General features: G+C 73.4%; 22 protein-coding genes and 1 pseudogene. 11 read left to right on the forward strand and 12 right to left on the reverse strand.

From position 1 onward, the window contains the following. Positions 1-218 precede the first annotated feature (218 nt). Entirely contained in the window at positions 219-1,649 is a 1,431-nt protein-coding gene (locus ACI1MP_RS35865) for a lamin tail domain-containing protein (protein ID WP_404870579.1), read from the forward strand. A 94-nt stretch (positions 1,650-1,743) separates the two neighbouring features. Here the strand turns inward: ACI1MP_RS35865 and ACI1MP_RS35870 are convergent, their stop codons facing one another. Together ACI1MP_RS35870 and ACI1MP_RS35875 are read right to left on the reverse strand one after the other, a co-directional pair. Beyond that, on the reverse strand, positions 1,744-2,523 hold the full coding sequence (locus ACI1MP_RS35870) for a hypothetical protein (RefSeq protein ID WP_404870580.1): 780 nt from the start codon (positions 2,521-2,523) through the stop codon (positions 1,744-1,746). A gap of 94 nt (positions 2,524-2,617) precedes the next feature. Next, positions 2,618-3,583, reverse strand: a complete 966-nt coding sequence (locus tag ACI1MP_RS35875) for a hypothetical protein (protein ID WP_404870581.1) — start codon at positions 3,581-3,583, stop codon at positions 2,618-2,620. A gap of 244 nt (positions 3,584-3,827) precedes the next feature. Here ACI1MP_RS35875 and ACI1MP_RS35880 point away from each other — a divergent pair, with 244 nt between their 5' ends. The 3 genes from ACI1MP_RS35880 to ACI1MP_RS35890 are packed head-to-tail and all read left to right on the forward strand — an operon-like array spanning position 3,828 to position 6,402. Then, entirely contained in the window at positions 3,828-4,712 is an 885-nt protein-coding gene (locus ACI1MP_RS35880) for a hypothetical protein (protein ID WP_404870582.1), read from the forward strand. 45 nt (positions 4,713-4,757) lie between these two features. Next, the gene (locus tag ACI1MP_RS35885; protein WP_404870583.1) at positions 4,758-5,162 is read left to right on the forward strand and encodes a carboxymuconolactone decarboxylase family protein; all 405 of its coding nucleotides are present in this window, start codon (positions 4,758-4,760) and stop codon (positions 5,160-5,162) included. Continuing rightward, the gene (locus ACI1MP_RS35890) at positions 5,140-6,402 is read left to right on the forward strand and encodes an MFS transporter (protein WP_404870584.1); all 1,263 of its coding nucleotides are present in this window, start codon (positions 5,140-5,142) and stop codon (positions 6,400-6,402) included. Before ACI1MP_RS35885 ends, ACI1MP_RS35890 begins: the two co-directional genes overlap by 23 nt. Before the next feature lie 69 nt (positions 6,403-6,471). Here ACI1MP_RS35890 and ACI1MP_RS35895 read toward each other — a convergent pair whose 3' ends face one another. The 3 genes from ACI1MP_RS35895 to ACI1MP_RS35905 form a co-directional block, all read right to left on the reverse strand. Further along, on the reverse strand, positions 6,472-7,086 hold the full coding sequence (locus ACI1MP_RS35895; RefSeq protein ID WP_404870585.1) for a hypothetical protein: 615 nt from the start codon (positions 7,084-7,086) through the stop codon (positions 6,472-6,474). Positions 7,087-7,217: 131 nt separating this feature from the next. After that, on the reverse strand, positions 7,218-8,597 hold the full coding sequence (gdhA, locus tag ACI1MP_RS35900) for an NADP-specific glutamate dehydrogenase (protein WP_404870586.1): 1,380 nt from the start codon (positions 8,595-8,597) through the stop codon (positions 7,218-7,220). A gap of 506 nt (positions 8,598-9,103) precedes the next feature. Further along, positions 9,104-10,810, reverse strand: a complete 1,707-nt coding sequence (locus ACI1MP_RS35905; protein ID WP_404870587.1) for a glycoside hydrolase family 13 protein — start codon at positions 10,808-10,810, stop codon at positions 9,104-9,106. Between the two features lie 306 nt (positions 10,811-11,116). Between ACI1MP_RS35905 and ACI1MP_RS35910 the strand changes: the two genes are divergently transcribed. Continuing rightward, positions 11,117-11,620, forward strand: coding sequence for a PadR family transcriptional regulator (locus ACI1MP_RS35910; protein ID WP_100588354.1), 504 nt, complete (start codon positions 11,117-11,119; stop codon positions 11,618-11,620). On the opposite strand, the gene ACI1MP_RS35915 is transcribed toward ACI1MP_RS35910, so the two are convergent. After that, positions 11,613-12,377, reverse strand: a complete 765-nt coding sequence (locus tag ACI1MP_RS35915; RefSeq protein WP_404870588.1) for a TetR/AcrR family transcriptional regulator — start codon at positions 12,375-12,377, stop codon at positions 11,613-11,615. The genes ACI1MP_RS35910 and ACI1MP_RS35915 overlap by 8 nt on opposite strands. Before the next feature lie 97 nt (positions 12,378-12,474). Then, complete coding sequence (locus ACI1MP_RS35920) at positions 12,475-14,010, reverse strand: MFS transporter (RefSeq protein ID WP_404870589.1); 1,536 nt, start codon at positions 14,008-14,010, stop codon at positions 12,475-12,477. Positions 14,011-14,188: 178 nt separating this feature from the next. Between ACI1MP_RS35920 and ACI1MP_RS35925 the strand changes: the two genes are divergently transcribed. Further along, a complete protein-coding gene (locus tag ACI1MP_RS35925) occupies positions 14,189-14,551 on the forward strand; it encodes a hypothetical protein (RefSeq protein WP_404870590.1) in 363 nt (120 codons plus the stop codon). Here the strand turns inward: ACI1MP_RS35925 and ACI1MP_RS35930 are convergent. After that, positions 14,499-15,026, reverse strand: coding sequence for an RICIN domain-containing protein (locus ACI1MP_RS35930; protein WP_380338467.1), 528 nt, complete (start codon positions 15,024-15,026; stop codon positions 14,499-14,501). The two genes, ACI1MP_RS35925 and ACI1MP_RS35930, sit on opposite strands and share 53 nt — an antisense overlap. 195 nt (positions 15,027-15,221) lie before the next feature. Between ACI1MP_RS35930 and ACI1MP_RS35935 the strand changes: the two genes are divergently transcribed. Continuing rightward, a complete protein-coding gene (locus tag ACI1MP_RS35935) occupies positions 15,222-16,697 on the forward strand; it encodes a helix-turn-helix domain-containing protein (RefSeq protein ID WP_404870591.1) in 1,476 nt (491 codons plus the stop codon). 6 nt (positions 16,698-16,703) lie between these two features. Here ACI1MP_RS35935 and ACI1MP_RS35940 read toward each other — a convergent pair whose 3' ends face one another. Further along, the gene (locus ACI1MP_RS35940; protein ID WP_404870592.1) at positions 16,704-20,207 is read right to left on the reverse strand and encodes a hypothetical protein; all 3,504 of its coding nucleotides are present in this window, start codon (positions 20,205-20,207) and stop codon (positions 16,704-16,706) included. A 126-nt stretch (positions 20,208-20,333) separates the two neighbouring features. Here ACI1MP_RS35940 and ACI1MP_RS35945 point away from each other — a divergent pair, with 126 nt between their 5' ends. The 3 genes from ACI1MP_RS35945 to ACI1MP_RS35955 all read left to right on the forward strand — a co-directional run bounded on the left by ACI1MP_RS35945 (position 20,334) and on the right by ACI1MP_RS35955 (position 22,378). After that, positions 20,334-20,585: a hypothetical protein gene (locus ACI1MP_RS35945; RefSeq protein WP_380338476.1), complete on the forward strand. Its 252-nt coding sequence runs from the start codon at positions 20,334-20,336 to the stop codon at positions 20,583-20,585. Between the two features lie 238 nt (positions 20,586-20,823). After that, entirely contained in the window at positions 20,824-21,942 is a 1,119-nt protein-coding gene (locus ACI1MP_RS35950; RefSeq protein WP_404870593.1) for a hypothetical protein, read from the forward strand. A gap of 115 nt (positions 21,943-22,057) precedes the next feature. Next, positions 22,058-22,378: a DUF6191 domain-containing protein gene (locus tag ACI1MP_RS35955; RefSeq protein WP_404870594.1), complete on the forward strand. Its 321-nt coding sequence runs from the start codon at positions 22,058-22,060 to the stop codon at positions 22,376-22,378. A 181-nt stretch (positions 22,379-22,559) separates the two neighbouring features. On the opposite strand, the gene ACI1MP_RS35960 is transcribed toward ACI1MP_RS35955, so the two are convergent. The 3 genes and pseudogenes from ACI1MP_RS35960 to ACI1MP_RS35970 all read right to left on the reverse strand — a co-directional run bounded on the left by ACI1MP_RS35960 (position 22,560) and on the right by ACI1MP_RS35970 (position 24,500). After that, positions 22,560-22,685: a hypothetical protein gene (locus ACI1MP_RS35960; RefSeq protein WP_404870889.1), complete on the reverse strand. Its 126-nt coding sequence runs from the start codon at positions 22,683-22,685 to the stop codon at positions 22,560-22,562. A 130-nt stretch (positions 22,686-22,815) separates the two neighbouring features. Next, positions 22,816-23,985: pseudogene (locus ACI1MP_RS35965) on the reverse strand (cytochrome P450); the annotation flags it as partial. Positions 23,986-23,987: 2 nt separating this feature from the next. Continuing rightward, positions 23,988-24,500, reverse strand: a complete 513-nt coding sequence (locus ACI1MP_RS35970; protein ID WP_404870595.1) for a DUF1453 domain-containing protein — start codon at positions 24,498-24,500, stop codon at positions 23,988-23,990. Between the two features lie 88 nt (positions 24,501-24,588). Between ACI1MP_RS35970 and ACI1MP_RS35975 the strand changes: the two genes are divergently transcribed. Beyond that, complete coding sequence (locus tag ACI1MP_RS35975; protein WP_100588365.1) at positions 24,589-25,209, forward strand: TetR/AcrR family transcriptional regulator; 621 nt, start codon at positions 24,589-24,591, stop codon at positions 25,207-25,209. Positions 25,210-25,332: the final 123 nt, after the last annotated feature.

The following is a 25,332-nucleotide window of genomic DNA, read 5'->3' on the forward strand; positions in this document are numbered from 1 at the left end:
CTCGCCCGACAACCCGGAGACTCCGGCGACGGGTTCCCGAAGCGCGGCTCCCGAAGCGCCGGTCCCGAAGTGCCGGGCCCGGGACAGGACTTCCGGAGCCGGTGAGGGGTGGGTTCGCCGGGCGTTCATGAGGGGAACAGGTGGTGGTGGGGCTTCGTTGGGGTGGGGTCGGGAGGTTGGTCGGCGCCGTGTCCACACCGATCCGAGGGACGGAAACCGTGACCGAACCGCGCGCCCCCAGGTGGCGTCGTCGCCTCTCCCTGCTGCTGGCCGCCGTTGCTCTGCCGGCCGTCGGCACGGGAGTGCTGACCGCCTTGCCCGCCGCCGCTGCGCCGGCCGACGACATCCGCCTCAACGAGGTGGTGACGACCGGGTCGGTGAACGACTCGATCGAGCTGTACAACAAGGGCACGTCGACGATCGACGTGTCCGGGTGGATCCTCAAGGACGACAACGACAGCAGCAAGTACAAGATCGCGTCCGGCACCAGCCTGGCCCCGGGCGGCTTCAAGGCCTTCGACGTGCACGGCAGCTTCGGCCTGGGCTCCGCGGACAGCGCCCGGCTGTACCTGGCCGATGGTGTCACCCTGGTCGATTCGTTCAGCTGGACCTCGCACTCCAACCTGTCCTGGTCGCGCTGCGCCGACGGCACCGGCGGCTGGACCCAGGCCGCCACCCTGACGCTCGGCGCCGCCAACAACTGCGGCTCCAGCGGCGGCGGTTCCACGACCCCGGTGGCCTGGCCCGGCGGTTCGACGGTCGCCACCGCGGACGCCGCCAACGTGTTCGGCACCGACCTGTCCGGCCTGTACCAGGAGGGCGGGGTGATGTGGGGCGCGCAGAACTCCGGCAAGCTGTGGCGGCTGGTCCCGAACGGCTCCGGCGGTTGGACGCCCGACACCGCCAACGGCTGGGGCTCCGGCAAGGCGCTGCGCTTCCCGGGCGGCACCGGCACCCCCGACGACGAGGGCGTGACCCTGACCGGCGCCGGTTCGGCCGGCGGCGTGTACGTCTCCAGCGAGCGCAACGCCGACGCCTCGTCCACCAGCCGGCTGTCCGTGCTGCGCTACGACGTGTCCGGCACCGGCAGCACGCTGAGCGCCACCCGGGAGTGGAACCTCACCGCCGACCTGCCCGCCACCGGCGCCAACCTCGGCCTGGAGGGCATCACCTGGGTGCCCGACAGCTACCTGACCGGCGCCGGGTTCAAGGACGCCGCCACCGGCGCCGCCTACGACCCGAGCCGCTACGCCGCGCACACCGGCGGCGTGTTCTTCGTCGGCGTCGAGGGCTCCGGCACCGTCTACGGCTACGTGCTGCTGGAGGCCGGCGGGTTCACCAAGGTCGCCACCGTCGGCAGCGGGATGGCAGGCGTGATGGAACTCCAGTGGGAGCCGCAGGCCAACCGGCTCTGGGTGGTCTGTGACGACACCTGCTCCGGCCAGCACCGGACCTTCCAGGTGAACGCGAGCGGCGCGTTCGCCGTCACCGCCGTCTACAACCGCCCGTCCGGCATGCCGAACATCAACAACGAGGGCTTCACGCCGGCCGGCGCCGACGAGTGCGTGGGCGGCAGCAAGCCGGTCTACTGGTCGGACGACAGCAACACCGGCAGTCACGCCCTGCGCAAGGGCAGCATCAGCTGCTGACGAGGCGTCAACGGCACAGTGCCACCCGGCCCCGGGCTCCGGCAGGAGTCCGGGGCCGGTCGGGCGTCAGGCGCGTCAGAGGTCGTCGGGCGCGTCAGAGGTCGTCCGGCGGCGGGGTTTCGGCGGCCGGGCCGAACTCGGCCAGGCCGGCGGTGGACCGGAGCCGGTAGCCGTCGGCCTCGCAGGTCAGGGTGAGTTCGGAGAGCCGGCCGTCGGCGTCGAGCAGCAGATCGGTCTCGCAGTCGGGTATTCGGTGCCGCGCCAGCCGTTCGCGGGCGGTGGCGTCGAACGCGTCGGCGACCGCCGTCAGCGGCAGCCGTCCGACCAGGTGGAAGCCCGTGCCGCCACGCATCGTCCGGATCCTGGTCCTACCCCGGAAGGCTGCCGGGTCGCTCTGCAGCAGCGCCCGCGCCATCGCCCGGTGATCGGCGAACAGCGGCTCCGGGGAGCGCGGCGACCGCACCCACGCCCGGTCGGAGACGCGGGTGTACGTGAAGTCCCGGGTCACCGTCAGATAGGCCTGCTGCTCAGCCCCTTGCTCCCTTGACACCAGGCCGAGCGCGCCGGTCTGCAGGCCGTCCGTCACGTTGACCACGCCCTGCCGCCGGGCGGTGCGCGTGTCGTCCGTGAACTGGACGGTGAGTACCGCGGAGAAGGGCTGCGGCGGGGCCTCGATCGCCGCCCGGAGCTGGGCCAACTCCTGGGCGGGGTCGGCCGGTTCGAGCGCGGACGCGGTGGCCGGGCCCGGTGCGGCCGACCGGCCGGACGGCGCGGGCGGCGGCTTCGGCGCCGGGGCACTCCCCGAACATCCCGTCAGCGCGGCCGCCAGCACCACCGCGACCGCTCCACCCTGGCGAGTCCGTGCGGATCCCACTCCCACCCCTACCCCTCGCTTGATCGATTTCCGCCACGTTGTCGCAGGTCACGGGCGGAGCGCAAGGGGTTTCGAGTTGCGAACGGGAGTCGGATCAGATGGTGAAGCCGGCGTGCACGTGGTCGTGGTGGGTCGGGTCGCTGAAGAACTGGTTCGCCGTCCTCCCGCCTGCCAGCAGGCGCGGGCCGCCGACGTTGTACGAGCCGGCGGCCGCGGCGGCGCGCATGAAGGAGTCGACCAGGTCGGTCGGGGTGGCCGGGTCCACCACCGGATGGCCGTCGATCTGCCAGGTGTCGAAGGCCTTCCCCAGCGGGTGGTCGCTCGGCCGGTCGGTGCCGAACACCATGAGCGGATGTCCGGACCGCACCACGCTGACCTGGAAGCTGTACGGTCCGGCCAGCGTCAGCATCGCGTTCAGCGCCGAGTCGTGGACCTGACCGCTGCGGAGGTCCGCGACGGCGGCCGGCGGCAGCACGATCCGGGGCTGGGCGAGCACCCGGGTCGCCGGGTCGGGGAGGGTGGCCGCCGCCGGACCGGGGTCCGCGGGGTGCAGGGCGGTGACGTTCCAGCGGGGATCGGCCTGCGAAAGCCGCACGTCCACCGTGGTGCCCGCGGACTGCGGGGCGCCGTCCGGCCCGGCCAGCCACTGGCGGCACACCACCAGGACGCTCGCCGAGTCGCTCAGCAGCCCGCCGTACTGGGCGTAGACGACCTCCACCGCGGCCTGCGGGGCGTCCGCCAGCAGCGTCCCGCCCTGCGCGGCCAGCTCGGCCGGGAGCCCGAGCGCCGCCACCCGCTGCCCGGCCGCCGCCGCGCCCTGGCCGCCCGGCGGCCAGCTGCCGATCGCCTCCACCACCTGCACCGCGCGGAGTTTGACGTCCGGCTGGAGCTCGCCCGGCCCAGGCTGCCAGGCGGACGGGGCGGGGAACGCGGAGCCGGTCGGCGACGGGGAGGGCGAGGAGAAGTTCCGGGCGACCGGGTGGGACGCGGAACAGGCCGTCAGGGCGCAGCCGAGCCCGCCCAGCAGGGCGGCCCGGCGGGGGAGACCAGGTGTGCTCATCCGCCCACTATCGGCGGAGGCGTGGCGGGGCGGTGAGTTGACCCGCCGTCAGGTCGGCAGATGGTCGAGGCGTGCGATGCGAGGCGCTCGCCGGCGGTGATCGGTGCGGGTGGCCCGGGCTGCCGTGGAACGTGTCGCGAGTGGGTGGCCGCGAAGCCTTCCCATATACCCCCTGGGGGTATATCTTTGCGGTCGTTGAAGGGGAACGAAGCCCGAGAACGCAGGACCGAACCAGGGAGATGTCATGAACGACCACGCCGCCCACAGCCACGCCGCCCACACCGCACCCGGCCACACCGCCCACCAGCACGGCGGCGCCCAGGCCGGAGGCCTGTCGGTCTCCGAGAGCGGATACACCCTCGAACTCGACGCGACGATCCTCGGCGCCGGCCCGCAGGCGATCACCTTCCGGGTGACCGGCCCCGACGGGCGGCCGGTGACCGAGTTCGTGCCCGAGCACGAGAAGGAGCTGCACTTCATCGCCGTACGGCGGGACACCTCTGGGTTCCAGCACGTGCACCCGGTGCGGGACGACAAGGGGGTCTGGACCACCGAGCTGACCCTGACGCCGGGCGACTGGCGGTTCTTCACCGACATCCACCCGGCCGCCCACACCGGAACCCTGACCTTGGGCACCGACGTCGCGGTGGCCGGCGCCTACGACCCGCTCCCGCTCCCGGAGGCCACCGGGGTCGCCCGGATCGGCGACTACGCGGTCACCCTGGACGGCGAGCTGCTGGCCGGCGAGGCGAGCGAACTGACCCTCACCGTCAACCGCGACGGAAACCCCGTGACCGACCTGGAGCCCTACCTGGCCGCCTTCGGACACCTGGTGGCGCTGCGCGTCGGCGACCTCGGCTACCTGCACGTGCACCCGGAGGGCGCCCCCGGCGACGGCGTCACCGCGCCCGGCCCCGGGATCTCGTTCATGGCCGTCGCCCCGTCGGCCGGCACGTACCGCCTGTACCTGGACTTCCAGCACGAGGGCACCGTGCGGACCGCCGAGTTCACGGTGCGCACGACCGCGAAGGCGACCGCCGCCGCGCCGGAGCACGCGGACCACGCGCAGCACGGCCACCACGCGCACCACGAGGACCACAGCCACCACGCGCACCACGGCCACCACTGAAAGCGCGCGCACACCTCCGCCCGCTCGCAGGAAAGGAGTACAGGAATGCCCCGCCTCTCCGCCCTCACGCCCGACACGGCGGTCGGCGTCTCCCGCGACCTCCTCGCCGATCTGGTCTCCCGGCACGGCAGCATCGGCGACATGGTCGCCACGATGGCCCACTCACCGGCCGTCCTGGGCGGATACCTCCAGCTCAGCCAGGCCATGGGCCGCGCCGAACTCGACCGCCGGATCAGCGAACGCATCTCCGTCGCCCTCCAGGTGCAGCAAGGGTGCCGGCTCTGTCTCGACGCCCACGTCGACGCCGCCCGCACGCTCGGAGTGGACGAGGACGAGATCGAGCGGGCCCGCGCCTGTTGTATTCGCGGGGCACGGCCGCCACCCGCGGGGGCCGTGCCCGGCCGCATGGACCCGGAAGGAACCCGTCATGCGACTGTTCGCCATCCGTGACTACCGCCACCTGTTCGCCGCCCAGGTCATCGCCCTGTTCGGCACCGGACTGACCACGGTGGCCCTCGGCCTCCTCGCCTACGACCTCGCCGGACCCCGCGCCGGCACGGTCCTCGGCACCGCCCTGACCATCAAGATGGTCATGTACGTGGTCATCGCGCCGCTGGCCGCCGCGTACATCGACCGGCTCCCCAGACGAGCCCTGCTCGTCGCGCTCGACGTGATCCGCGGCTCGGTCGTCCTCCTGTTGCCGCTGGTCAGCGAGATCTGGCAGGTGTACGTCCTGATCGGGCTGCTCCAGGCCGGCTCCGCGGCGTTCACCCCGACCTTTCAGGCCGTCATCCCCGACATCGTCACCGACGACTCCGCCTACACGCGGGCGCTGTCCGCCTCCCAGGTCGCCTCCACCATGGAGAGCCTGATCAGCCCGGTGCTGGCCGGCGTCGCGCTGGCGTTCCTGAGCTTCGACCGGCTGTTCCTCGGCACCTCCGTCGGGTTCCTGCTCTCCGCGCTGCTCGTCCTGTCGACCCGCGTCCCGAATGCTCGCCCGAGCGGTCACACCAAGGCCTGGGACAAGGCGGCGGCAGGCATCAGGACCTTCCTCACCACCCCGCGGCTGCGCGGCATCATGGCGCTGAACCTGACGGTCGCCGCCGCCGGCTCGATCGTCGTGGTGAACACCGTCAACTACGTCCGTGACGAACTCGGCGGCTCGCAGTCGGACGTCGCCTGGATGCTCGCCGCCTCCGGCACCGGAACGCTGCTGGCCGCGCTCCTGCTCCCGCGCTTCCTCGACCGGATCGCCGCCCGCACCGTCATGATCACCGGCGCCGCCGTCCTGGTGGCCGCGACCGCCGCCGCAGCGACCGTCGCCGCGGCCGGCCTCGCCGGCTGGACCGGCACCGCGGTCATCTGGACCGCGACCGGGGTCGGCATGGCGCTGATCATCACCCCGACCGGCAAGGTCCTGCGCGCCTCCGTCGGACGCAACGCGATCCCCGAGGTGTTCGCGGCCCAGTTCTCGCTGTCGCACCTGGCCTGGCTGATCACCTACCCGATCGCAGGCCGGCTCGGCACGATCGCCGGCTTCCCGCTCACCTGGACCGTCCTGGCGGCCCTCGCCGCAGCAGGAGCCGGCGGCGCCCTCGCCCTGTGGCCGCGCCACGACGTGCAGGAGACCACGAGCACGCCGGTGGCAGTCGCCCGGACCACGCCGAAGAACCTGGTCAAGGCCGCGTGACGAGCGGCCGCACCGACGAGAGAGGCCCGGACCGCACCCGCGGTCCGGGCCCCTCTCGTCGACGGGGCGTCAGGTGAACACGTAGACGAGAGACCCGGCGAGGACGAGCAGCAAGGCGGCGACGGCCGCGGTCCCCGGGCGGGACAGGGGACCGGGCAAGCGGTGCGGGGCGACGGCCCCGACCACCTGGCGGGCAGCGAGCGACAGCCCGAGGACGGTCACGGCCGCTCCGGCGAGCGTGAGGAACAGCGCCAAGGCGTGCCGGCCGACGGTGAGCCGATTGCACTCGCCGTCCGGGGTGCAGCGGACCCGGAGCACCGTCCCGTCGGCGTACACCTCGGGAGCGCCGGCGAATCGCCACGTTCCGGCGGTGACGCCGGAGCCGCCGGGCCGGCCGGTGCCGATGCAGTCGATGGTCCGACCGCGGTCGTGGTGGACGGTGCGACAGCGTGAGACGGTCATCGACAGCTCGGGGCTGTGGTGCTGCGCCCGCAGTTCGGTCAGGAAGAGCAGTCCGACGAGCAGAAAAGCCGCACCGATCACCGACAGGAACAGCAGGAGCGCGACGGAGACCCGGATCGGCGGTTTCCGCCCGATCCGGCGGTCGGCGCTGCGGGGCGGGGTCGCCCGGTACTTGGTCCGATCCGGGCGGTGGTTCGATCTCCTGCGCGGCTTCCTGGACATGACGAGCCTGGCCTTCCCCCGGATCCGGTCGTGCGGCGCACAACCTACTCCCGGTGCCGCGTCCGCAGACAGGGGGCACGCAGACGGGCCCGGACCGCCGCCGCGGTCCGGGCCCGTTCGATGGCAGGGCGTCAGATCAGGCCCTGGGCCAGCATCGCGTCGGCGACCAGTTCGAAGCCGGCGATGTTCGCGCCGACCACGTAGTTGCCGGGGCTGCCGTACTTCTCCGCCGTGGTGAAGCAGGAGTCGTGGATGTGCTTCATGATCTCGCCGAGTCGGTTCTCGGTGTGCTCGAAGGTCCACGAGTCGCGGGAGGCGTTCTGCTGCATCTCCAGCGCGGAGGTGGCGACACCGCCCGCGTTGGCGGCCTTGCCGGGCGCGAAGGCCACGCCGGCCTCCTGGAAGACCCGCACCGCCTCCGGGGTGGTGGGCATGTTGGCGCCCTCGGCGACGGCCTTCACGCCGCCGCGGACCAGCGCCAGCGCGTCCGCCTCGTGCAGCTCGTTCTGGGTGGCGCAGGGCAGCGCCACGTCGCACGGGACGCTCCAGACGCCGGCGCCCGCCACGTACTTGACGTGCGAGCCGCGCGCCTCGGCGTAGTCGGAGACCCGGCCGCGGCGGGTCTCCTTGATCTCCTTGAGCAGGGTCAGGTCGATGCCCTTCTCGTCGACCACGTAGCCGGTCGAGTCGGAGCAGGTGAGCACCGTCGCGCCCAGCTGCTGGGCCTTCTCGATCGCGTAGATCGCCACGTTGCCGGAGCCGGAGACCACCACGCGCTGCCCGTCCAGGCTCTCGCCGCGGGTGCGAAGCATCTCCTCGGTGAACATCACGCAGCCGTAGCCGGTGGCCTCGGTGCGGGCCTGCGCGCCGCCCCAGCCCAGACCCTTGCCGGTGAGGACACCGGATTCGTAGCGGTTGGTGATGCGCTTGTACTGGCCGAACAGGTAGCCGATCTCGCGGCCACCGACACCGATGTCACCGGCCGGGACGTCGGTGTACTCGCCGAGGTGGCGGTGCAGCTCGGTCATGAAGGACTGGCAGAAACGCATGATCTCGGCGTCCGAACGGCCCTTGGGGTCGAAGTCGGAGCCGCCCTTGCCGCCGCCGATCGGCATGCCGGTGAGGGCGTTCTTGAAGATCTGCTCGAAGCCGAGGAACTTGACGATTCCGAGGTTGACGGAGGGGTGGAACCGCAGTCCGCCCTTGTACGGGCCAAGGGCGCTGGAGAACTCCACCCGGAAACCCCGGTTGACGTGGATGTCGCCCCTGTCGTCGGACCACGGCACGCGGAAGATCAGCTGCCGCTCGGGCTCGCAGACCCGCTCGATGATCCGTGCGTCGACGAGTTCGGGACGCTGCAGCAGGACCGGGCCGAGCGTTTCGAGGACCTCGCGGACCGCCTGGTGGAACTCGTTCTCGCCCTGGTTCCGCCGCAGGACTTCCTGGTACAGCGGCTCGATCAGGCGGGCGCCGGCGTCGGTGGACGCGGCGGAGCTGTGGGTGGCCGGCATCAAGGCACAACCTTCCGTGAATCGGATGGTGCACGAGGGCGCCCCGTCCCGGGGACCGCCCTTGGTCCTCCTCGCCGTTGAGGATCGCCGCCGGCACGCCTGACACGCGCCGTGCGACGGGGTGGGACCTGTGGTCCACACCATTGTCCCAGTGCTGACCAGTATTCATCGACAGCGTGTCCAGCATGTGAACACCCGATCAGGTGATTTTGGCCGCTCGGCGGGCCCCGAGGGCCGAACTCAACGAATTGTGTGGGTTCGGTGACGGCCCGGTGCGCGGATTCGGCGCAACAGGACGCGAACGTGTCGGTCGGCGAGGCGTGACGGAGACAGCGCCACCCCAACCGGGCAGAACGAGGCAGCCGTCCAGGGCGCCGAGGTTGCAGCCGAAGCAGCCGCCGGGGCCGTTCACCGATCAGCTCCCCACCGATGGCGTGGCCCGCCGAGTTCCTTCCCCTTCGTGTGCGTTCGGGGCAGGGGCCCGGCGGGCCGGGGGCGAGGTGGTGTCACATGCGGGGCTGGATCCACCAGGCGGTGGTGGCCGGGGGGAGGACGCCGGGCGGGCAGGGGGCGGAGGAGAGGAGGGGAGTGCCGGTGACGGGGGCGGGGGCGGGGGTGGTGCCGAAGTTGGTGGCGACCAGGAGGCCGTCGCCGCGGGTGAAGGCGAGGACGTTGGGCGGGGTCTCCAGCCAGCGGAGGGTGCCTTCGCCGAGTTGGGGGAGCAGGCGGCGCAGGTGGAGGGCCTCGCGGTACAGGTGGTAGGGGGAGGTGTGGTCGGTGAGGGCGCGCTCCGCGGTGTGGTCGGCGAAGGACGGGGGCTGCGGCAGCCAGCTGGGGGCGGAGTCGTCGGGGCTGAAGCCGAACGGGGCCTCGGTGCCGGACCAGGGCAGCGGGACGCGGCAGCCGTCGCGGATGCCCTTGCGGCTGCCGGTGCGGAAGAAGATCGGGTCGGTGATGACGTCGTCGGGCAGGTCGTCGACCTCCGGCAGGCCGAGCTCCTCGCCCTGGTACAGGTAGGCCGCGCCGGGCAACGCCAGCATCAACAGCGCTGCGGCGCGCGCCCGTTCGGGGCTGCCGAAGCGGGTGGTGGTGCGGACCTGGTCGTGGTTGTTGAGCACCCAGGTGACGGTGGACCCGGTGGCGGTGATGTCGCGCACGGCCGCGTCGATCACCTGGTGGAAGTGCTCGCTGTCCCACGGCGCGTGCAGCAGGTGGAAGAAGAACGCCTGGTGGAGTTCGTCGGCCCGGACGTACTTGGCCTGTTCGGCGGGCGTCGGAACGGACGCCTCGCCGACCAGCAACCGCTGCCGGCCGTCGAGTTGGGTGTACTCCTCGCAGATCGCCCGCCAGACCCGCCAGATGTCGTGCACCTCGGGCTGGTTCCAGGCCAGTGGGTTGACCGAGTCGCGGGTGCGTTCGTCGGCCTCCGGGTCGGGGGAGTCGGGGAGTTCGGGGTGCTTGAAGAGGCCGGCGGCGACGTCGATGCGGAAGCCGTCCACGCCGCGGTCGAGCCAGAACCGCAGGACCTTCTCGAACTCGGCGGGGACTTCGGGGTTGCGCCAGTTCAGGTCGGGCTGCTCGGGGGTGAACATGTGCAGGTACCACTGGCCGGCGGTGCCGTCGGGTTCGGTGATCCGGCTCCACGCGGGGCCGCCGAACATCGCCCGCCAGTTGTTGGGCGGGAGTTCGCCGTCGGTGCCGCGGCCGTCCGCGAAGTGGAAGCGGGCCCGCTCGGTGCTGCCGGGGGCGGCGAGCAACGCGTCCTGGAACCACGGGTGTTCGGTGGAGCAGTGGTTGGGCACGGTGTCCAGCACCAGGCGCAGGCCGAGCTTGCGGCAGTCCTCGACCAGCAGGTCGAAGTCCTCCAGGGTGCCGAACATCGGGTCGACGCCCTTGTAGTCCGCCACGTCGTAGCCGTGGTCGTGCTGCGGCGACGGGTAGAACGGGTTCAGCCAGACCCCGTCCACGCCGAGGCGCTTGAGGTACGGCAGCCGGGCCCGCACGCCCGGCAGGTCGCCGATGCCGTCGCCGTTGGAGTCCTGGAAGCTGCGCACGTACACCTGGTAGATCACCGCGTCGCGCCACCACAGGGCGTCGGGCGCGCCCGACGCCGGTTGCTCGGCCGGGAGTTCGCGCTCCGCGGGGGCGGCGGCGGACGGGCCGGGGACCTGGGCGGGGCGTGGCGGGTCGCCGGGGACGACGGACGTGATCATGCGTCACCTTCACGGGAGCGCGCGAGGGAGGTCGCGCTGGCAGGTGTGGGAACCGGCTGACAGGCCGTCAGTTCCTCAGGAATACCTGCATGTTAGGTATAGGCCAAAGTGTGTGTCCAGGAGACTGCCGGGACGGTTGTCACTTCCTGCGCCTCAGGGTGCCACCATCTGGACCGATCCCGCTGGGGTTTCGGACGAATAACCGGGCGCGCATCGGGGTAGGGCAACGCCCAGGAGCGCCGCCGGGCGCACAGCCGATCCGGTTCGACCGCCCGGCGCACCCCCCGAAGTTCAAGGAGGCACCGCGTGCGGCTACCCCTGCTCGCACTGCTCGCCATGGGCCCCGCGCACGGCTACCAGCTCCGCCGGGCCCTGGAGAGCACTTTCGGTCCGGCCTGCCCGCGCACCAACGACGGGCAGGTCTACATCACCCTGGGCCGGTTGGAGAAGTCCGGTCTGATCGAGGGTCGGGCCGTCGCCCAGGACGGCCGCCCCGCCAAGCGGGTGTTCGCGCTCACCGACGCCGGGCGGCGCGAGCTCGTCGACTGGTTCGCCCGGCCGTCCGAAGGCGCCAAGGTCCGCGAGGAGTTCTTCCTGAAGCTCGTGCTCGCCCCGCAGACCCGGCTCGCCGACCGGCGCACCCTGATCGACCTTCAGCGCTCGCACTGCCTGGCCACCCTGCGGGGCCTGCGCGCCAGCGCCGACCAGAACCGCGAACACGATCTGTCCCGGCTGCTGATCGAGGGCGCGGTGCTGCAACTGAAGGCCGAACTCGACTGGTTGGAGCGCTGCCAGCAGGAGTTCACGTAGCGGCGCCCGCGAGCCCGGTGGCCATGCCGGCCAGCATCCAGTCCAGGGCGCGGTGGAAGTGCCGTTCGCGCAGCAGCTGTTCGGAGTCCGCGGGACGTTCCGTCAGCGCGCCGGACTCGGCGATCGACGGAACCTGCAGCACCGCCTCGGTGATCTCCGCGATCAGGCCCTCCTCGGTGGTGCCGGCCGCTTTCGCCTTCTCGTTCCAGTTGACCTCGTTGGCGGTGAAGCCGTAGGCGTACTGGAAGATCGCCGACAGGGCCGACATCGCGTCGTCCTCGGGCAGCGGCGAACTGCGCGCCACCTCCAGGGCCCGGGCCGAGAACCGGACCGAGTTCGGGCCGATGTTCAGATAGTCGTTGTACATCCGCACCGCCCACGGGTGCGCCAGCATCGCCGCCCGCCAGGTGACCGCCAGCGCCCGCAGGCCGTCCTGCCAGTCCAGGCCGTCACCGGGGCGCGGGAGCTCCATCTCGCCCGACACCACGTCCAGCGCCAGCTCCAGCAGGTCGTCCTTGTCGGTGACGTACCAGTACAGCGACATCGGCGTGACGTCGAGCCGGGTCGCCAGCGCGCGCATCGAGAACTTCGCCTCGCCCTGCTCGTCCAGCAGCCGCACCGCCGCCGCCACGATCACCTCGCGGTCCAGCCCGCCCGCACCGCCGGCGCCCGTCGCGCGAGGGGCCCGGCGGCCCCGGGACGGCGGCGGGGTGAGCCAGACGCTCTTCTTGACCTGTGAGGCGCGCTTGACGGCCACGCTGCTCCTTCGCGTTCGGGGGGACGGGGCCCGATGGTGGCTCCCACGGTACGCGCCCGGGCCCGCGCGAGGTGCGCGGGCCCGGGGTCGGTCGGTGCTACGAAGCCGCAGGTGAGGGTGCCGGCTCGGGGGCCTGGGCGGGGGCGGCGGGCTGCTGCGCGCGGTGCAGCAGGGCCGCCGAGACCAGGCCGCCGAGCAGGACGGCGGCGGCGCCGATCAGTTGACTGGACGTCAGCCCGTCGGCGAACGCCGTCCGGACCGCCGCGGCGACGCCCGCGTCGGGCGCGGCGGCCAGCGCCTCCGGCAGCGACTTCGCTGCCGAGGCAGGCACTCCGTCGGGCAGACCCGCCGCGAAGCGCGAGCCGAGCACCGCGCCCAGCACGGCCACGCCGAGGCCGCCGCCGAACTCGGTGGCGGTGCCCTGCACGCCCGCTCCGGCACCCGCCCGCTCCGGCGGGATCGCCCCCATCAGGGCCGAGGCCATCGCCGGGCTGGCCACCGCGATGCCGGTACCCATCAGCAGCAGGCCCGCCAGCAGGCCGCCGTACCCGTGCGCGGAGCCCGTCACGGCGATCAGCGCGAGGCCGCCGGACAGCAGCGCCATGCCGCCGGCGACCGCCCCCGCGAAGCCGAGCTTCGGCAGCAGCCGGGCGCCGACGCCCGTCAGGTTGAGCAGCACGATCATCAGGGCCAGCGGGGTCATCCGCAGGCCGGCCTCCAACGGGCGGTAGCCGAGCACGAGTTGCAGGTACTGGGTGAGCAGGAACAGCGAGCCCGCCATGCCGAAGGCGACCAGGACGCCGCCCGCGGCCGCGCCGTTGAACTGGCGGTTGCGGAAGAAGCTCATGTCCAGCATCGGCGTCGGGGTGTGCCGTTCCCAGGCCGCGAAGCCGGCCAGCGCGGCCAGGCCGACCGCCGCGGACAGCAGCACCTTGCCCGAGCCCCAGCCGTCCGCCGGGCCCGAGATGATCGCGTACACCACGCCGACCATGCCGACGGTGGACAGCGCCGCGCCCGGGATGTCGGGCCGGCGGCCGGCCGGGTCGCGGCTCTCCGGCAGCAGGCGGGTCACCGCGACCAGGCCGATCAGCGCCACCGGGAGGTTGATCAGGAAGATCGAGCCCCACCAGAAGTGCGCCAGCAGCACGCCGCCGAGCAGCGGGCCGCCCGCGAAGCCCAGCGAGCTGACGGCCCCCCAGATGCCGATCGCCCTGGGCACCTCCGCCCCCTGGAAGACCTGCATCACCACGGCGAGCGTGGTGGTCATCAGCAGGGCGCCGCCGATGCCCATGCCGGCCCGGGCGGCGATCAGCTGACCGGTGGACTGGGCGAAGGCGGCCGCGGCGGAACCGGCGCCGAACAGGGCCAGCCCGGCCAGCAGGGCGCGCTTGCGCCCGTACCGGTCGGCGAGGCTGCCGGCCGTCAGCAGCAGGCCGGACTGCACCAGCGAGTAGGCGTTGATCATCCACTGGATGTCGGCCGTGCGCGCGCCCAACTCCTCGGTCAGCGACGGGATCGCGACGTTCAGCACGGTGTTGTCGAGCAGCACCACCAGGGTGGCCAGGCACACCACCGCCAGGATCACCCAGCGGCGCGGGTGCGGGGCGGTGGCAGGGACGGACGTTGATGACAAGAGGACCCCCGGGAGCAGGCACGGACGAAGGCGCCCGGTGGTGGCCGGGCATGTGTTGTACACCGTAGAGGAAGTCTTCTACGGTGTACAACACATATTCGCGACGTCGCTCAGGAGGGTTGACGGCTAACGCTATTAGCCTTAGCTTCGAAGGGTCGATTCGACGGAAGGAGCAGAGGTGAACCGCGAATTGATGCCGACTCACCGGCCTGTGCCCGGGCTCGGGGCCGTGCTCGGGTGGGCGGCACTGGCCCTGTTCACGGCCGCGTTCGCGATCTTCGAGGCCGTGGCCCACGGCTGGTGGACCGCACTGGCGGGCGCCGCGCTGCTGGCCGCCCCGGGCCTGGTCGGCCGGGTCGGCCCGCGGGCCGACCGGGCGGCGCACCGCGCACTGCCGCCGGTCGTCGTGCTGATCGCCTACAGCCTCTCGCCGCTGGAGCTGCCGTGGATCTTCACCGCCGCCCTCGGCTGGCTCACCGCAGTCGCGATCAGTTCGTGTGCCAGCGCTGGTCGGCGGCGTCGTTGCAGTACCACTGGATGATCGGGGTGCGGAGCGCGGCGCTGCCGCCCGACACGCTGACGCACAGGCCCGAGTTCACGTTCCTGAACCGCAGGTTCGTGCCGTCGGTCATGTAGTTGTCGATGTAGAAGGTCTGGTTCGCGCCGCCGTGGCACCCCCACTGGCCGAGCTGGGCGCCCGCCGCGGTGGTCCAGCCCGGGGCCTCCAGGCACAGGCCCCACTTGTTGACGATCTCGTAGGCGCCGCCGCCCGTGTTCTCGAACGTCCACTGCTGGTCGTTGTTGCCGTTGCAGTCCCACTGGAACACCGGGGTGCCGTTGCCGTTGCCGCCGCCGTCCACCGCCAGGCACCTGTTGGTGGCGTTGCTCTTCAGGTTCCCCTGGAAGTCGCTGGCGGCCGAGGCGGAACCGGTCGAGGTCAGCGAGAGCGCGACGGTCAGCGCCCCCGCGACGCCGGCGGCGGTGAACAGACGGCCGAGGCCGGTCCTGCGGGTCATGGATCCTCCCGAGTGGTGCAGTGCGGTGCGATGCCCGGCCAACCTAGGGCCGCCCGCCGTCCGGCCCGGTGCGGAACTGCCCGGTGAGCAGACCCGGACGGTGTCGAACTGCACACCGAGCGCGTTGATCTTCCGCTCGTGGCGCGGATAGCCTGGGAGACGAATCGACTTCGGATGTCCCTCGGGGGGAGCGACATGCGCGACACACCCCTGCCGGACGGCCGAACCCTCCAACGCCTGCGCCGGGCCGACGACGTCCTGGACCTCCAGGCCGCCGGCCGCCGCGGCGGAACCGCCGCCGTCCTGCGCCGACTCGCCGCCCGCACCCGCGCCGCCGTGCTGCTGCTCCACCCCACCGGCGCCGACGCCTGCCCGCCGCCGACCCCCGTCGGCGTCGCCGAACGGGCGCTGGCCCGCAGCGCCGTCGGCGAAGCCCGCACCCGCGCCGCCGGCTCCGCCGCCATCGGCCGCTCCACCCTGACCTGCCTGGTCGTCACCCTGCCCGGCCGGCCCGGCACCCGCCCGCCCGTCCTCGCCGTCGTCGCCCCCAGGCCCGCCCCGCCCGACCTGCCGGTGCTGCTCGCCGACGCCGCCACCGTCCTCAGCCTCACCTGGGACGCCGAACAGGGCCGCCGCCAGGCCCACCGCGCACGGCTCGCCGACACCGGCGCCCGCGAAGCCGTCCTGCACCTGCTGATGGTCGGTCAGGTCGCCGTCGCCCGCCGCCTCGCCCGCACCCTGCACGGCGAACTGCCCGACACCGTACGGATGTACGCCGTCGAAGGGCCCGCCGCCGCCCGCCGGGAAGCCGCCGACCGGTCCGCCACCGGCACCGCCTGGGTCGGCCGTGAACCCGGCGCCGCCGGCCGCACCCTCGTCCTGGAACCCGCCGTCGACAGCCGCCCGCTCGCGGCCTGGCTGCACCACCCCGCCGTCGCCGACACCTGCCACGTCGGCATCAGCGACCCCCTGCCGCTGCGCGACACCGCCACCGCGCACCGCCAGGCCCTGCACGCCCTCACCGCCGCCCGTCGGCACCCCGAACGCCGCGCCGCCCACGCCCGGCCCGGCGACCTCGCTCCCGTCCTCGGCCCGGCCGGCGCCGCATGGGCCACCGCCACCCTCGCCCCCCTGCACGCCCACCGCGCCGCCCGGCCCCAGGACCCCGACGGCCCCGCCCTGCTCGCCACCGCCGCCGCCTGGCTCCACCACCCCGCCGACGCCGCCGTGCGCCTCGGCATCCACCGCAACACCCTGGCCGCCCGCCTCACCCACCTGCACCGCCTCCTCGGCCTCGACCCGCACCGCCTCGCCGACCGGGCGACCCTCGCACTCGCTCTGGGAATTCGTTCCGACGGATCGTCAACATCGGTTCCTGACAACGGGATCGATGCGCTGCTGGGCCAACCTCAGGTCGCCGACTGGGCCCGCGGCCGGCTCCGCCCGCTGCGCGCCGCCGACGCCCCGCCCGCCCTGGCCCACACCCTCGCCCGCTGGCTGGGCCACGACACCCGGATCGGCCCCACCGCACAGGAGTTGGCGCTGTCGCCGTCGGCCGTTCGCAAACGCCTCGGCCGGATCGAGAGCCTGCTCGACTGCGCCCTGCTGCGCCCGCCGACTGCCGTCCACGAGCTGTGGCTCGCGCACCGCGCCCTGGAACTGCTGCGCTGAGACCGCTCAGCGGCCGTCCGGTTCGAGCGCCGGTCCGAGCCAGGCCAGCATCTGCCGCAGCCGGAGCCGGCTCTGCCCGCCCAGCCCGGGACGGTCGATCATCTCGCGCAGCCAGGACGCCGCCTCCGGGCCGGCGTCGGCGGTCAGCAGGTCGTTCAGCAGCTCCAACTCCTGGTCGCTCGGCAGCCAGAGCACGTCGAGGGCGTGGCGCCAGCACTCGAGTGCGGCCGCGCGCAGGCCGTAGGACGCCAGGGCCCGGGCGAGAGCCCTGATGTGTGTGACGGAGAGATCCGTCCGGCCCTTGATGGTGGCGACCATCGTGGGGACGTAGTCCAGCCCCTCGGTCTCGACCAGGGCACCGAGTGCGCAGGCGACCTGCTCGCCGGTCGCCGACGCGGCCGAGAGAAGCCGGTGGGCGAGCATCGCCAGCAGCGGGGCGTGGGGGCCCGCCTCGGAGCCGATCGCCAGCAGCACTCCCGCCAGCCAGGCCGCGTCGTGGTCCGGCTGCTCCGCGAGGGCCTGTTCCACCACCCGGCCGAACTCGGCGGGGCGGGCCTTGAGCAGGACGCCGGCGGCCTCCTTGTAGTACGACTCGCCCCAGAGCGGGGTCCGCAGCGCGAGGGTGGCCATGACGGCGGCCTCGGCGCTCGCGCCCGCATCGAGCAACTCGCGTGCGCACTGGGCGCGTTCGGCCGGAGTGAGCGCGCTGCCCCGGTCGAGGAGCGCCATGACGGCGGGAGCGGCGGCGCTGCCCTCGGCGGCCAGCCAGGCAGCCACCACCAGCGAGGAGTCCGCGGTGGGCCGGTCCGGCGCGGAGAGGACCTGCCGGGCCCACTCGACGGCCAGTCGGGTCTCGCCGGCCTCGGCGGCCGCCCGGGTGAGCCAGGCGGCGAGGTACGGCGGCCTGCCGGTGGCCGGGGTGGCGCTCTTCAGCGCGTCGAGAACGACCTCGGGCCGCTCCTTGCCGTGCACCCGCACCCAGATGTCCGCCGCGTTCTTCAGGTGGCGGGCCGTGCCCCGGCCGGTGCGCAGCGTCTGCTCGGCGATGCGGGCGGCCGCGGCGGGCTCCCCGGACTCCTCCAGCGTCCGCATCAACGCATCGCGGCCGACGTTGTCCGTGGCCGGCCGGAGGAGCACCGCCGCCGCCAGTTCGTCGGCGCACTCCCCCTGCGACGCCTTGAGCCATGCCCGGGCCGCCCGTTGCAGGTCGCCCGAGCGGGCCGAGCGGTCGGCGAGGACCTCCCGGGCGAGTTGCTGCACCTGGTCCGGCCTGCCGAGCACCTCCAGGGTCTCGGCGGCGATCGCCGTCTCCCAGGTGTCGGCCCGGAGCCCTTCCCGGATCGAGCGGGTGCGCGCCAGGACCGCCTGCTGCGCGGTGGCGCCGAGGCCGAGCGAGATCCGGGCCGCGGCAGGCAGTTCGTCGTCGCTGTCGGGCAGGATGTCGGCGAGCAGCGCCTCCGCCTCGGACGGCGCGCACACCCGGCTCAACGCATCGAGCGCGCCGAGCCGTTGGGTCACCGAGAGGATCCTGCTCGCCGCCAGGGCGCGCAGCCGGTCGGCGGTCCCCGGCCGGTCCGCCAGCGCGGACAGCGTGGCGAACGGCTCGCGCAGGTCCGGCCCCTCCAAGGTGTTGCGGACGCTGTCCTGGAGCCGTTGCAGGATCTCCGACCACTTCTGCTCGCCCACCGCGACACCCTCGGCGACCAGCAGGCCGGCCAGGTTCACGGGGTCCCCGCTGTCGCTGGTCCGGCGCAGCAGGTGATCGACGATCAGGTCGGCGTCGCAGTCAGGCCGCTGCGCCCACAGGCAGAAGGTGAACAGCGCCAAGGTGTGCTCGGCCTCGCCCATGCCTTTCGCCGCCCAGCCGTCCAACTCGGGGAAATCGGGCGGAATCTGCTCGGCGTAGGACCGGGCGGCCAGGAACTCGGCGAACGAGTGGTGCAGGAAGCGCAGGTCGTCGCCCTGCGGGACGAGCAGGCCGGTGCCGAGCAGCAGGTGCCGGAGTTCCGCCTCCCAGCGCCCGGTCAGCGTCAGTCCGGCCGGTCGGTGGTCGTGGACCCACCGACCGGCCGCCGCCGTCAGCGACCCGTCGCTCTCGATCCGGTGCCGGGCCAGCGACTCGACCAGCTGCTGACGGACCTGGCCGACCCAGCCGGCGAGTTCGTCGTCCCGTCGCTCCCGGCCCGCGCTGCGACTCATCAGGTGGTCGTGGAACAGCTGGTAGAGACTCAACCGGTTGGCCGGCAGCGGTCGGTGGGGATCGACAGTGGCGCTGACCGCCGCGATGGTCGCCAGCAGCGGGTTCTGCACCAGCTCGCTCAGCCGGCCGTCCTCGGTCTCCTGGAGGAAGCGCGCCGCCGCGGCCTCCGTCTCCTCCGGGCCGTTGCCCTGGGCGCGGAACCACTGGGTGGCGAAGTTGCGCAGCTCCGCCCGGCTGAACGGTTCCATCCGGTACGAGCTGAACGCGGCGCCGCGCAGCGGGGTGAGTTCGATCTCCGGCAGCGGGCGGCTGGTCACCAGGAAGCGGTACGCCCCGTCGGACCGGGCGTGCTGGGCGATCACCCGGATGAGCTGGGCCCGGGCCTGCCGGTCGGTGATCTCGTCGAGCCCGTCGACCATCACCAGCCACTGGGCGCCCTGGACCCGGCCGGTGAACAGCCCGGGATCGGCCTCGGCCACCAGGCTGTGCCCCATGCTGTCCCGGGCCGCGTGGCACAGTGCGGCGCTCCACGACCCGGAGTGCTCGACCAGGGCGCGGGCGGCGATCCGCAGCGGCACCAGCGGCTCGGTGGCCGGCGCGGCCAGGCTGCTCTCCTGCCGGAGCCAGACCTGGGCCAGCAGCCAGGTGACGTGGTTGGTCAGGGTGGACTTGCCAGAGCCGGGCTCGCCCGTGACGAGGAGATGCCCGGGCCGTTCGAAGATCTCGCTCAGCGGCAGCACGGTGTCCCGGTCCGCCGAGGAGGCGTGCGCGTGCGAGCTCTCCGGGCCGGACGCGGGCGTGCCGTGCACGTCGGGACCGCCGCTCTCGCGGGACGGCGGCAGCGCCGCCCGCATCTGCTGCCGCACGTAGATCGCGGACAGCGGCGGCTCCTTGACGTCGAGCACGTCGTACGGGAGGCGGTCGGCCGAACGGGACTGCGCCTCCAGCAGGTTGCGCAGCGCGAGTGCGGGCAGCGGGAGTTCGGCCCAGGACGTCAGACGCGGACGGGTGGACTGCTGATCGGCGGCGGTGGCGCGGTCCCGGGCGTCCTTCGCGCGGGTCCAGATCGGGACGACCTCGGCCGGATCCCGGCCGAGCGCCGTGGCGAGGGCCTTGGTGAATTCGAGCGTGAGCAGGCGGGAGGCGTTGTGGACGCCGTACACCGCCGCCTTTCCGGCGAAGCCGGTCCGGATGAAGGCGTTCGGGGTGCCGTAGCCGGCGCTCACCAGCGCCTGCCGGAACCAGGAGGCCAGCTCCAGCAGCTCCGGAAAGTGCTCCTGCTCGTCCTTGGGCGGACGGCCCGCCGGCATGTGCTCCCCACTCGGTCGTCGGCCCCGGATTTCCCCGAGTTTCCGTAGCCTAGTGGGAAATTGACGCCCCGCAAGAGCCTGGAACCCGGCCGTCCGGCCACCGACTCACGAGCGGGGAGACCGACCATGGGAGTGTTCGACACCGGTGATCCGGTGGTGCTGACCGTGCTGGGCGCGGCGAGTACGGCCGCGGCCGTCGCGCGGGCCTGGATTCGCCACCGCACCGCGATCCGACTCGAACAGGAACGCACCCGGCGGGTGCTGGGCGCGTTGGCCGGCACCACCCGCCAGGGCCGGGCCGAGGTGGTGCGGGCCTGCGCGGAACTGGAGGAGAAGGCCGCCGGGGCGGGCAACTCCCGCAGCCCGGGCGGGCGTTGAACCGGGAGGGGGTAGGGGTGGGGGCGGGGGTAGGGGAACCGGCACCGGCAAGGGCAGCGGCGTCGGGGACGGGCGGTCGGCGGCCGGTGCCGAGGCCGGTTCGGCGGTCAATTGGCGGAGTCGGCAGGCGGCCTGCCGGGTGGCGTGCCTAGCGTGGCGTGTCGGGGGCATTCAGCGCACGTTCACGGGCCGAGGCCGCCGGCTGTGCAGGCCGGGCCCGCTCCTCAGGAGGCAGTACATGAGACTTCGGGCATGTTCGAGCGCGTTGGCGATCGCCGCGCTGACCATCGGCCTGACCGCCGCCGCGTCCCCCGACCAGGCCTTCCGCTCGCGGCCGTTCCTGGACCGGCTGCACACCGTGACACCCGTCGCGTCCACCGTGCCGGACAACGGCGACGTGAACCCGTACGGCACGTTCACGATCGAGGACAGCGTCGGGAACCTGCACCGGGGCGACGTCCTGGTCAGCAACTTCAACAACTCCGCCAACCTGCAGGGCACCGGCACCACCCTGGTGCAGATCGACCCGGACGGCACCAGGACGACGTTCGCCACCATCGACCCCGCTCACCTGCCCGGCTCCTGCCCCGGGGGCGTCGGCCTCACCACGGCGCTGACGGTGCTGCCCGGCGGCTGGGTGGTGGTCGGCAGCCTGCCCACCGCCGACGGCAGCGCCGCCACCGCGCAGGCCGGCTGCCTGCTGGTGCTCGACCGGTTCGGCACGGTCCGCGAGACGATCGCCGGGGACGGCATCAACGGGCCGTGGGACATGACCGCCGTCAGCCGAGGCAGGCACAGCGAACTGTTCGTCACCAACGTGCTCAACGGCACCGTCGCCGCGAACGGCGCGGAGGTCGACCGGGGCACCGTCCTGCGGATCACCCTGGAGGACCGGGGCGACCAGCCGCCGCAGCGGGTCGCCACCACCGAGATCGGCTCCGGCTTCGCCGAGCGGACCGACCCCGCCGCACTGGTGATCGGCCCGACCGGCGTCGGCCTCGGCTGCGACGACACGCTCTACGTGGCCGACACGGTCGGCAACCGGATCACCGCCATCCCGCGCGCGCTCACCCGCACCGGCAGCGCCGGCACCGGCCGGGTCGTCACCTCCGGCGGCAGACTCAACGGCCCGCTGGGACTGGCCGTCACATCCAGGGGTGACCTGCTGACGGTCAACAGCCAGGACGGCTTCATCGTCGAGACCACCCCCGGCGGGCGGCAGGTCGCGGCGAAGCAGATCAACAACGAGGGCTCACCGGCCGGCGCGGGCGCACTCTTCGGCCTCGCCCTGGACCTCGACCACGACGCGGTCTACTTCGTCAACGACGCCGACAACGCGCTCGACCTGCTGCACTGAGCAGACGTCGGCCACCGGCTTCCCCGGCGCGCGGACCTGGAACGTGTTCCGCGGCCGCGCGCTGCTTCGGGCCTACCGGGGAACTGCCGTGGCGTGGACGGGCGTTGAGCCCCACATGGTGGCAGTGGTGGCGATGACGGGCAGCCTGGTGTTCCCGGCGGCGCTGGTGCTGCTGGGCTTCGCGGCCTCGGCGGCGCGGCGGGCGACGGCACGGTGGGCGACGGCGCGATGGGCCGGGCGGACGGAGACCGGACGCGGGGTCGGGGCGCAGGCGGGGGAGGAGCTGCACGCGCTGCTGTACGCAGGCAAGCGGGTGCAGCTGGAGCAGCGGCGGATCGAGCTGGTGCTGCGCGACGACGAGCACGACGGCGCGCCCCCGCGCACCGGGATCGACCTCGCGGCGGGCACAGCGCGGATCCGGCGCCCCGGGAACTGACGGACGGCCCGGCGGTCGCCGAGGTGCGGGGACGGCTGCTTGGGCGGCGGTCAGGTCGGACGTCAGGGCGCGGCACCGTCTCGCGGCGGGCGCGGCGGGCGCGGCGGGCGCGGCGGGCACGGCGGGCACGGCGGTCGCCGAGGTGCGGGGACGGCCGCCTGGGCGACGGTCAGGTCGGACGTCAGGGCGCGGCGACCCGCAGGTGCAGGCGGCGCGGGCGCAGCACCGTGGCCGGCGGGACGGGGGGCAGGCCGGTGTCCGGCTCCGGGACGAGCCGATGGCGGGAGAGCAGCGTGGCTGGCGCCAACACCCACTCGGTGCGGGCGAACAGGTCGCCGACGGACCTGCGGGTGCCCCGCTCCGGCCGCCCGGCAGTCCAGGTCGAACCGGGCCGGCGCCAGGTACGCGGCCGGATGCCGGGACACCGCCCCCGGGGAGACCATCAGCGTGGTGCCCGCCGGGAAGGTCCGGCCCGCCGGCACGGCGGGCGCGGTGGTTGCCCGGGTGAACAGCCGGCCCGGCGGGTGCAGGCGCAGGGTATCCGAGACCACCCGGTCGACGGAACCCGGCTTCGGTAGGTCCGCCCAGCCCAGGGCGCGCCCGTCCGGCAGCGCATTCGCGAGCTCGGTCCGCACCTGCTCGGCCGCCGCCGGACGCCGGGGCAGCCGCCACCACGCCCAGGTGAGGGCGGCTGCGACGGTCTCGGGACCGGCCGCGACAGGGTGATCACCTGGTCGTGCACCTCGGCGTCGCCGAGCCGGACCCCGTCGTCGTCGCGGGCGGCGAGCAGCGCGGCCAGCAGGTCGGGCGAAGCGGAGGTGGGCGGCGACCAATTCGTTCGTGGTGTCGTCCAGTTGGGCCAGCGTCCGGTGGTAGCGACGGTTCCCCGGCAGCGGCAGCGGCAGCGGCAGGCGGCGGACCGGCGCGGGCAGGATCATCTGCCGGAACAGTCCGTTCAGCGTGGTGTCGAAGGCCTGCTGAACGTCGCGCGCCGCGTCCGCGTCGATCGTCGTGGAGCAGAGCGTCCGGCCAAGGGTTCGCAGGGCGATGCCGTAGAAGGTGGGGAACGCGTCGATCACACGGTAGAGCCTCCAGTCGCCCGTGGCGGATGTGATCTCGGCCTGCATGGCCGCGCGTGCCCGGCCAACTGCGGGCGGCAGAGGGAGGATTGGGCCAGCCTGCGCTGGTGCCGGCGGTCGCGGTAGGGGCAGGTGGCCAGGCCGTTGCCCGCCGCGTCCCGAGCCCGTCCGCAGAACACCCCGCCCTTGTCGAACAGCCGGTGATCGGCCAGCACCTGGTTCGACAGGTCCGGACGGCACGGCACCTGAGTGGTCGTCGGTCCCCATCCGCACTGCCACCAGATCGCCGTGCACATGCAGCGAGGACAGGTATCCGGCCGACCCGCGCGCAGCAGCCGGTGCCTGTGCCCGAGCAGCGGCAGGGCGTGCGGCGCGACAGCAGCGGTGCGGATCGGAGGCTGCGGCGACGTCGGTATCCCTCCACGGTAGGCAGCGCGGGTCGGCGACGGGCCGCGACGCGCGGGCGGAACTCGGGGCGTGCGTTCTTGGAGCCGCTGGTGGGGAGCTGAGTTGACGCCTCGTCAGCATTGTTAGCGGCGGGAGCGACCGGAGCCGAGCAGCGGGGACAGGCCGCGGCGCTCCGGTGCGAACGGGACGCCGGAGGCGAGACCGCGCCACCCGACCACCAGGGCCTCGCCCAGGAAGCCGACGCCGATGGACAGTTGGGTCGGGCGGGCATCGGCGGGCAGCCCGGCGTGCTCGGCGAGGAACGAGAACGCGACCATCAGCGCCAGTGAGAGCGCGGCCGCCAGGAACGTCCATCCGGTGTACCGCTGCCAGAGCACGCCGCCGCGCGGCTCGACCCGGACGGTGGCGCCGCGCAGGGCGCCCGTCGCGACACCGAGAGCGGCGCCCGCCGCGATCCAGACGTAGTCGCCCGGGCTCAGGTCGTGGTGCAGGTCGTGACGCTGCCAGAGCGCCCACACGCCGAGCGCCGTGAGGACCACCGGCGGCCCGAACAGGTCCCGGGCGTTGAGCGGTTCGCCGCGCAGCCGCCGCACCACCACCACGACGATCACCGCTGCGACCAGGGCTGCGCCCATCCATCCGTGCATTGTGCTGCTCCCCCTGAGGTTTTTTGGCTCGACTGTGCCAAAAAAGAATTTAGCCCGCCCGTGCTATAACGGCAACATGCCGAAGATCGTGGATCCTGTGGAACGTCGCCAGGCCGTCGCCGACGCGGTGCTGCGCGTTGCGGCCAGGGAAGGGCTCGAACACGCCTCGCTGCGCAACGTCGCCGACGAGGCCGGGCTGGCGATCGGTTCGGTGCGGCACTACTTCGCCGGCAGCTCCGAGCTGATGATCTTTGCGATGGGGGAGCTGGCCCGCCGCATCGAAGCCCGGATCCGCACCCACGCGGCTGCCCTGCTCGACCCCGCCGCGACCGGCGACCGGCGCGAACGAACGCTGCAACTCCTCGCCGAGACGCTTCCGTTGGACGCCGAGCGCCGCGAGGAGGCCGGCGTCTGGCTGTCCTTCGTCACCGCCGCCCGCACCCGCCCCGAACTGCGCAGCCGCCTCGCGAAGATGCAGGCCGGCCTCGACGAACTCGTCCACCGCGTCCTGCTGGAGACCGACCGGGCCGGCGCCCTCACCCCCGGCCTCGACCTCACCGTCGAAACCCGCCGCCTCTCCGCCCTCCTCGACGGCCTCACCCTCCAGGCCGTCCAACACCCCCTCCTGGTCGGTCCGGACGAGCTGTGTGCGGTGCTGCGGCACCATCTCGACAGCTTGGCGGTAGCGCGAGACTGACTGTGGGGGCTGTGTGTCGCGCTCCGCCGCCGTCTCGACAGCTGGTTGTAGCGCGAGATTGGCCGTGGCGGGGCGGGCGACGACAAGGGACAGGGGTGGCTGGCGGAGGCCGGCCCGGGTGGG

Origin of the sequence: Kitasatospora griseola (assembly GCF_044999035.1) — a bacterium.
Lineage (GTDB): Bacteria > Actinomycetota > Actinomycetes > Streptomycetales > Streptomycetaceae > Kitasatospora > Kitasatospora griseola.

What these genes read in the sequence shown, in the direction of transcription:
- ACI1MP_RS35930 (WP_380338467.1), bottom strand. Translation starts at nt 15,026, where the DNA reads ATGACCCGCAGGACCGGCCTCGGCCGTCTGTTCACCGCCGCCGGCGTC.
- ACI1MP_RS35885 (WP_404870583.1), top strand. Translation starts at nt 4,758, where the DNA reads ATGCCCCGCCTCTCCGCCCTCACGCCCGACACGGCGGTCGGCGTCTCC.
- ACI1MP_RS35890 (WP_404870584.1), top strand. Translation starts at nt 5,140, where the DNA reads ATGCGACTGTTCGCCATCCGTGACTACCGCCACCTGTTCGCCGCCCAG.
- ACI1MP_RS35950 (WP_404870593.1), top strand. Translation starts at nt 20,824, where the DNA reads ATGAGACTTCGGGCATGTTCGAGCGCGTTGGCGATCGCCGCGCTGACC.
- ACI1MP_RS35940 (WP_404870592.1), bottom strand. Translation starts at nt 20,207, where the DNA reads ATGCCGGCGGGCCGTCCGCCCAAGGACGAGCAGGAGCACTTTCCGGAG.
- gdhA (WP_404870586.1), bottom strand. Translation starts at nt 8,597, where the DNA reads ATGCCGGCCACCCACAGCTCCGCCGCGTCCACCGACGCCGGCGCCCGC.
- ACI1MP_RS35875 (WP_404870581.1), bottom strand. Translation starts at nt 3,583, where the DNA reads ATGAGCACACCTGGTCTCCCCCGCCGGGCCGCCCTGCTGGGCGGGCTC.
- ACI1MP_RS35905 (WP_404870587.1), bottom strand. Translation starts at nt 10,810, where the DNA reads ATGATCACGTCCGTCGTCCCCGGCGACCCGCCACGCCCCGCCCAGGTC.
- ACI1MP_RS35970 (WP_404870595.1), bottom strand. Translation starts at nt 24,500, where the DNA reads ATGGGCGCAGCCCTGGTCGCAGCGGTGATCGTCGTGGTGGTGGTGCGG.
- ACI1MP_RS35975 (WP_100588365.1), top strand. Translation starts at nt 24,589, where the DNA reads ATGCCGAAGATCGTGGATCCTGTGGAACGTCGCCAGGCCGTCGCCGAC.
- ACI1MP_RS35955 (WP_404870594.1), top strand. Translation starts at nt 22,058, where the DNA reads ATGGTGGCAGTGGTGGCGATGACGGGCAGCCTGGTGTTCCCGGCGGCG.
- ACI1MP_RS35945 (WP_380338476.1), top strand. Translation starts at nt 20,334, where the DNA reads ATGGGAGTGTTCGACACCGGTGATCCGGTGGTGCTGACCGTGCTGGGC.
- ACI1MP_RS35895 (WP_404870585.1), bottom strand. Translation starts at nt 7,086, where the DNA reads ATGTCCAGGAAGCCGCGCAGGAGATCGAACCACCGCCCGGATCGGACC.
- ACI1MP_RS35880 (WP_404870582.1), top strand. Translation starts at nt 3,828, where the DNA reads ATGAACGACCACGCCGCCCACAGCCACGCCGCCCACACCGCACCCGGC.
- ACI1MP_RS35935 (WP_404870591.1), top strand. Translation starts at nt 15,222, where the DNA reads ATGCGCGACACACCCCTGCCGGACGGCCGAACCCTCCAACGCCTGCGC.